Raw genomic sequence first — 6062 nt, 5'->3', positions numbered from 1 at the left:
GGCATCGCCTGATGCAGACGATTCGCCGCTACTTCGACGCGAACGGCTTCTGGGAGATCGAGACACCGATCCTGACGAAGTCGACGCCCGAGGGCGCGCGCGACTACCTCGTGCCCAGCCGCGTGCACCCGGGCGAGTTCTTCGCGCTGCCGCAGTCGCCGCAGCTGTTCAAGCAGATCCTGATGATCGCGGGCATCGATCGCTACGTGCAGATCTGCAAGTGCTTCCGCGACGAGGACCTGCGCGCCGACCGCCAGCCCGAGTTCACGCAAATCGATCTCGAAATGACCTTTCCGCAGCAGGAAACGATCTTCAGGATAGTAGAAGGCTTTCTGGCTGCGTCATTTGCCTCAGTCGGCATCTCGCTGCCTACACCGTTTCCGCAGATCACTTATGACGAGGCGATGCGGCAATTCGGCATCGACAAACCCGACCTGCGTCTCCCCGGCCTGACCGATGTGAAGCAGGCATTTGCAGAAAGCGACCTCACGACGCTTGCCATCGATCCGGCATTGCCGGTGGTTGCGCTGCGTATCCCTAAGGTAGGCGAGCTTTCACGCAAGGAGCGCGACGACAACAAGCCGCTCTTCGACACTCGCAAGGGCGCGAAGTACATTGACGACCTCAAGCGCCTGGAAAAGTCTTTCCCGAACGTAGTCACGAAGCTGCGCGAGCTGACCAAGACAGAGGAAGGTGACCTGCTCATCATTGTCGCCGGAGACGCCGCTACCCACATCGCCGCCAGCGATACGAAATTTGAAGGCCGCCTCTCCGAGCGCGAAATTGCTGTCTACTCAGCCGCCGGCAACTTCCGCGTTGAGCTGGCGAAGAAGTATGCCGACCGGCACGGCGCGTTCGCAACTACCGAACAGGTTGTCGCTTCCCCAGGCCGCAACTCAGGCAAACTCGTAGACGGTTCAGCCGCGTTCCGTCCCATCTGGGTAACGGATTTCCCCATGTTCGAGCACGGCCTGGAGACGGGCAAGTGGATGCCTGCGCACCACCCCTTTACCTCTCCGCATGAAGAGGACATGGACAGGCTCGTTTCAGATCCGGCTTCTGTGCGCGCTCGCTACTACGACCTCGCCATGAACGGACTCGAGCTTGGCTCGGGATCGATCCGTATTCACCGGCAGGACGTGCAGCAGCAGATCTTCCGCGCGCTTGGCATGTCGGATGAAGAGGCAAAATCGCGCTTTGGCTTCTTCCTTGAAGCGCTGCAATACGGCACGCCTCCCCACGGAGGCATCGCGCTTGGCCTCGACCGTCTCGTCATGATTCTGGCTGGCGCTTCAAGCTTGCGCGAGGTCATCGCCTTCCCGAAAACAGCCAAAGCCATCGACTTGATGGTGGACGCACCGACTCCGGTGAGCGATGCGCAGCTAAAGGAATTGCATATCAGGACGATTGTGAAAAGCTAGGAAATGGTCAATAGACCGGTTCTTAGCGACCTACTTCAGATACCCAAACTTGTAGACCACCCCGGCAGTACCCGAGAACTCGTTCTGGGTCGAGAACCCGTAGTGGGTCGGCTGCCAGTCAGCGGTAACGCGAACGGCCCATTTCGGATTGAGATTGTAATCCGCCCATCCGCCAACCGCAGCGCCGAAGGCGAGCTTGTTGTTATAAATGCCAACCTGGTTCGGCTGTATGCCGGAATTCTTGAATCCCTGGTCGAAAAAACCGTTCGCCGCGCCAATGAGCCCATGAAGGCCGGCTGCATAATTCTCTCTGCGGAGCAGGCGAAAATTCGGTCCGACCAGGAAAAGATATTCCGACATATTTGATTTTGTGATGCTATAGGCATTCGGAGGCACGATGATGGTGCCGTAGTAGCCCCGTGCGGAGAACTCCAGCCCAAAGAGCTGTTTAAACCATGCAGTTGCGTCGCCATTCCAGCCGTTCAGATTGATGGCCTGAACGCCCCGGCCCTGACCAGGATTGAAGTGTGAGTAGGAATAGCCGCCGTAGAAGTCCCACCGCTGCTGATACTGCGGCAAAGTAGTTACCGGAGCGGTGGCCTGCACCTGCGCCTGAAGCGTGGCGGAAGCAAAAATAAATGCAAAAAGCGCCAGAACGGCGTAAGAGGGGCGAATTCTCAAAATCACGCTACTTTTTCAAACCTCAATTTCGCAAAAAAGCTGCAAATACTCACGATACACGATGCAGACGAAAGCGGTCAGGTGATGGAACGGTCAGCTAAGAACCGGCCAGCCAAAGTCCGGGTCAGCTAAAAGACGTTCGCTAAAGTTTCTGGTTAGCAAGTAGAAATTCGCGTCAACTAGAACTTACTGACCGGTTCATCGCTGACCGCTTCAACAGCTAACCGGATTTTAGCTAACCGCTCCTGGCTTCCGTCAGTTCATCCATCGCCGGTCATTCGTCTTTCTCCGAGCCGGTATAGCGTCCATCCTTATCAAAGTGCGCATCACGGTTTTGCTTGCGCATGTACACTTCGAATTTTTTCGCGGCCCGGCGGCGTTTCCAGCGATAGTAGTTGTTGCGCAGACCAAAATAGCGCTCGCTGGTTGCGAAAGCGTAACCGCGCCGAGGCGCCGCTTTGACATAGAGATAGCCTGCAAGCGCTCCACCCAGCTGAGATAGGGCGTATACGCGGCTCTCAGAGAAAACCATGGCCACCGCAATCAGCATGTAGACGATCGTCAGGTACTTTGCCTTCATCGTCATGGGCAGCGGAAAGAGCATGAACTCCATGTTGCCGTAGAGTACGCCAAAGGCCACCAGCAGGCCGAAAATACCGCCAAATGCGCCATAGATGACTGAACCTGAACCGGAACGGAGCACCAGGCTAAGCCCAACGGCGGTCAGACCCGCTCCGATCACGCTGGTGAAGTACAGTTCCGCCAGCCAGCGTGGACCGTGGTTCGTTTCCAGAAAGCTGCCCAGAAACCAGAGGGTCAGCATTTCGAGCGCCGTGCTCAGAATTCCAATGTGGATGAAGCAGTAGGTAATCAGCTGCCAGAAGTATCCGTGCAGAAACAGCGCCGGAATGAGCGCGCCGAACTCTTTGACACCCATGGCAAACGGCGCAGACACCACCCCGAACAAGAGGAGCGCAAAATAGGCGCCGACGTTCCAGAGAATCAGCCCTCGCGTGAAACCGCGAAAGTCGGGGAAGTTGAGAAGTCCGGCAGTGCGTGGCATACAAGCTCCCTTATTCTCTCAAAAACCGGAGAGCCGTGCCCTAGCGCTCCGGCATCGGCGCGACCGCTGGACTGCGATGTCCCTGCGAATCTACCGAGCGCACTCCGAAAATCACATTGTCTTTGGAAATGGGCAAAGTGGCGCTGTATGCCGCGCCATTCCCGCGCACAGCAAGTTTGTCGGCGGAAACAGCATACTGCCAATTAGGCGCGCTTAGTTCGCGCCAGACGATTTCGTAAGGTACTCCGCTCTCGGTGAGTGGCCCGTTCGGTGCTTCCCATTCCAGCGTTGTATTGTTGTCGAGGTTCTTCGTCACAACCCGCACGTTCGCCGGAGCGGGCGGAGCATATGCCAGCATAGCCAGTGTGGCCGCATTCAGGGCGGCAACCTGGGCCACATATTGAAAATCGACGAACTTCAACAGGTCACCGTATTCGACGCCGTTTTCCGTGCGTACATTCTGGTGCTGATGGTTGAAGTCCTCACGCCACTCGGTAAAGCGCACTGCGGGAAAGCCTTCATGATTAAACGAACTATGATCGCCCCCACGCAGAAAGCGGTCGCGGCGGAATTCGAGCACCGGATGAAAATAGCCCTGCTTCCCTGATCTCCGCACATTGCCAATACCGTGATAGGTCTCTCCAACACTCATCACGAAGCGCGCCAGTTCCCGCGAGGGCGAATCACTCTCATATCCCAAGGCCTCTATGAGACGGGCCTGCTCCGGCGTCGCCGCGCTGGGAATACCCTCGGAGAAAACCCGCACCAGCGATTTGTTCTGCAAAGTATCGCCCGGTGTCGTATTGCCGCCTACAATGTCATTGTTCAGCACTCCTTCCAGTTGCCAGCCTTCAGACTTGGCCAGCTTCGCCAGATGGCGGCTGCCGTTCAGTACCTGCTCTTCACCGGCAACAGCGACAAAGACAATTGTGGCCGGAAGCTTGAGTTTCGAAAGCACACGCGCGCATTCCAGGCTCACCGCAACACCGGAGGCGTCATCATTCGCGCCGGGCGCAAAGCCGTGTGTGTCCAGGACGTCGGTATCGCGGGAATCATAGTGCCCTGTGACCAGGTACATGCGCTTGACCTGCGCCGGGTCCGACCCGCGCAGAATTGCATAGACGTTCGTAATGGTCGTAGGCTGTGGAATCCGGCTTTGTGGACTTTCCGTGAAGGTGTCGCGTCTCACTTCAAGGCAGCCGCCGCAGGCGTTAGAGTAGCGCTTGAATTCCGACTCGATCCAATCGGCGGCGGCGTTGATCCCCTGTCCCGCGGGCAGGTCTGTGGTCATACTGGAGAGCGTATTGCGAGTATGGAAACCAACTAATGTCTCGATCGTGTGTTGAATCTGTTGTGGAGAAATTTGCTGCAAGGCATGTACGATCGCGGGATCGGCCGGAGGAGTGCGGATCGGCGATCCGGTGGCAACGAGATCGCGTGTTGTATCGTCTGAAAGAGCATGAGCGCGCGGCCCCGAAACCGCCGTCGCTAGAACTACAGCAAGCATGAATCGAGTAAGGCAGACTTTCATCAAATTTTCTCCGGACCGAGGATACAGATGAGAAGCCATTGAATTCCGCGCAAACGCTTGACGCGCAGCCCGCTTCCCGTTAAAAACTAACGATATTGCATCCTGAAATTTGTTCTAATCATCCTAATACTCCATTTCGACCTGGAGGAATGTATGCCGATTTGCCCTGAATGTGAGAGCGCGCTCGACTTTGACGAAGAAGACGTCGATGAAGGCGATGTGGTTGTCTGCGACGAATGCGGGACAGAATTTGAAATTGTAGCCACCGATCCTCTGGAACTTTCCAAAGTAGAGGAAGACTATGAGGATGAAGACGAAGAACCCAAGGATGAGGACGAGGAATGAAGCAGTATTTGCAGACCAGCGCCCGGTCCGCCTATGTGCGGGCCGTAATGATGGCGTTGTTGGTAGTTTGCCTGCTGGTTCCAGTGGCCGGCATTGCTCAGAGCGGCACCACCCGGTCGGTGGAAGGCAAAGTGTTTGGGCCCCAGGACCACCCCGTAAACAGCGCAGTCGTTTATCTGCAGGACTCGAAAACGAACAACATAAAGAGCTTTATTTCCACCCAGGACGGGAGCTACCGCTTCGGGCAGCTCTCCACCGACGTTGACTATCAGCTTTGGGCTGAATACAAAGGCAAGAAAAGCGACAAGAGAACGCTCAGCTCGTTCAATTCCAAAAAGCAGCTCGTCATCGATCTGCACATCAAGGGGTAAAGCTCTGACGTGGGTTGCCTTCGCCTATGGTGTGGCTCTGCCCCACACCCAGTTTTAGGCTGGGTATATGTACGACGCGGCGGGCAATCTGACCGCAGACGGCGTCAACACGCTTCGGTAGGCGTAACGAAGCCAAGATTGCGAATGAAGAAGACCCGGTTCTGGTAGATTGCTTCCTCCTTGATGTGCTGCAGTTCTGGCAAGAAACGGGGAGACCGGGTATCCGAGATAGACTGCCAGCGCCGCGGTACATACAGCGCAACGATCGTGGAACTGAACTTCGTCCTGCTGATAGGACGCTCGAATCTGACGGTCTCTTTGCAGATTAGCGACTGCATCTATGAACGAGGGATGTGTCCAGGGCTGGATCGTTTCCTGGGCTTGCGCTGCGGATAACGTCCGTAGCCGCTTCCTCGACTACGCCAAACCCGTCGAGCTCCAACTGACGAATGATCGCTGTCTTCCCTGCACCGGGCGCACCTGTAATGATGAATCTCCTCATGTGATTTTTCTTCAGCAAACTGGAGCCGGATACCTACGACTCGTCCGAGCAAAGCCGGGTGCCCCATATCTCGCAGAGATATGGGATACCGCTCTATTTCGCGGCTGAAATCCAGACCTGCGCATCCGCGTCGATCAGCTGCACCAGC

7 protein-coding genes are annotated in these 6062 nt (G+C 56.3%); 3 read left to right on the top strand and 4 right to left on the bottom strand.

Translation table 11 applies throughout. The features are described 5' to 3' along the window. Positions 1-1421: aspartate--tRNA ligase (aspS, locus tag VEV40_RS07150; RefSeq protein ID WP_324831178.1), on the top strand; the 1421-nt coding region annotated here is incomplete at its 5' end. Positions 1422-1451: 30 nt separating this feature from the next. Here aspS and VEV40_RS07145 read toward each other — a convergent pair. The 3 genes from VEV40_RS07145 to VEV40_RS07135 all read right to left on the bottom strand — a co-directional run bounded on the left by VEV40_RS07145 (position 1452) and on the right by VEV40_RS07135 (position 4696). Continuing rightward, a complete protein-coding gene (locus VEV40_RS07145) occupies positions 1452-2108 on the bottom strand; it encodes a hypothetical protein (protein ID WP_324831177.1) in 657 nt (218 codons plus the stop codon). A 268-nt stretch (positions 2109-2376) separates the two neighbouring features. Then, complete coding sequence (locus tag VEV40_RS07140; RefSeq protein WP_324831176.1) at positions 2377-3165, bottom strand: rhomboid family intramembrane serine protease; 789 nt, start codon at positions 3163-3165, stop codon at positions 2377-2379. 40 nt (positions 3166-3205) lie between these two features. Then, complete coding sequence (locus tag VEV40_RS07135) at positions 3206-4696, bottom strand: M20/M25/M40 family metallo-hydrolase (protein ID WP_324831175.1); 1491 nt, start codon at positions 4694-4696, stop codon at positions 3206-3208. 153 nt (positions 4697-4849) lie between these two features. Here VEV40_RS07135 and VEV40_RS07130 point away from each other — a divergent pair, with 153 nt between their 5' ends. Then, positions 4850-5041 carry a hypothetical protein gene (locus tag VEV40_RS07130; protein ID WP_324831174.1) on the top strand — a complete coding sequence of 64 codons (192 nt, stop codon included), beginning with the start codon at positions 4850-4852 and terminating at the stop codon, positions 5039-5041. Next, positions 5038-5412, top strand: a complete 375-nt coding sequence (locus tag VEV40_RS07125; protein WP_324831173.1) for a carboxypeptidase-like regulatory domain-containing protein — start codon at positions 5038-5040, stop codon at positions 5410-5412. The genes VEV40_RS07130 and VEV40_RS07125 overlap by 4 nt, the downstream gene beginning before the upstream one ends. A gap of 325 nt (positions 5413-5737) precedes the next feature. On the opposite strand, the gene VEV40_RS07120 is transcribed toward VEV40_RS07125, so the two are convergent. After that, complete coding sequence (locus VEV40_RS07120; protein ID WP_324831172.1) at positions 5738-5914, bottom strand: AAA family ATPase; 177 nt, start codon at positions 5912-5914, stop codon at positions 5738-5740. Between the last annotated feature and the right edge of the window lie 148 nt (positions 5915-6062).

The sequence above is a fragment of the Alloacidobacterium sp. genome (assembly GCF_035631355.1).
Lineage (GTDB): Bacteria > Acidobacteriota > Terriglobia > Terriglobales > Acidobacteriaceae > Alloacidobacterium.
Note: the sequence above shows the minus strand (reverse complement) of the source record. Positions and strands in the feature narration are given on the sequence as shown.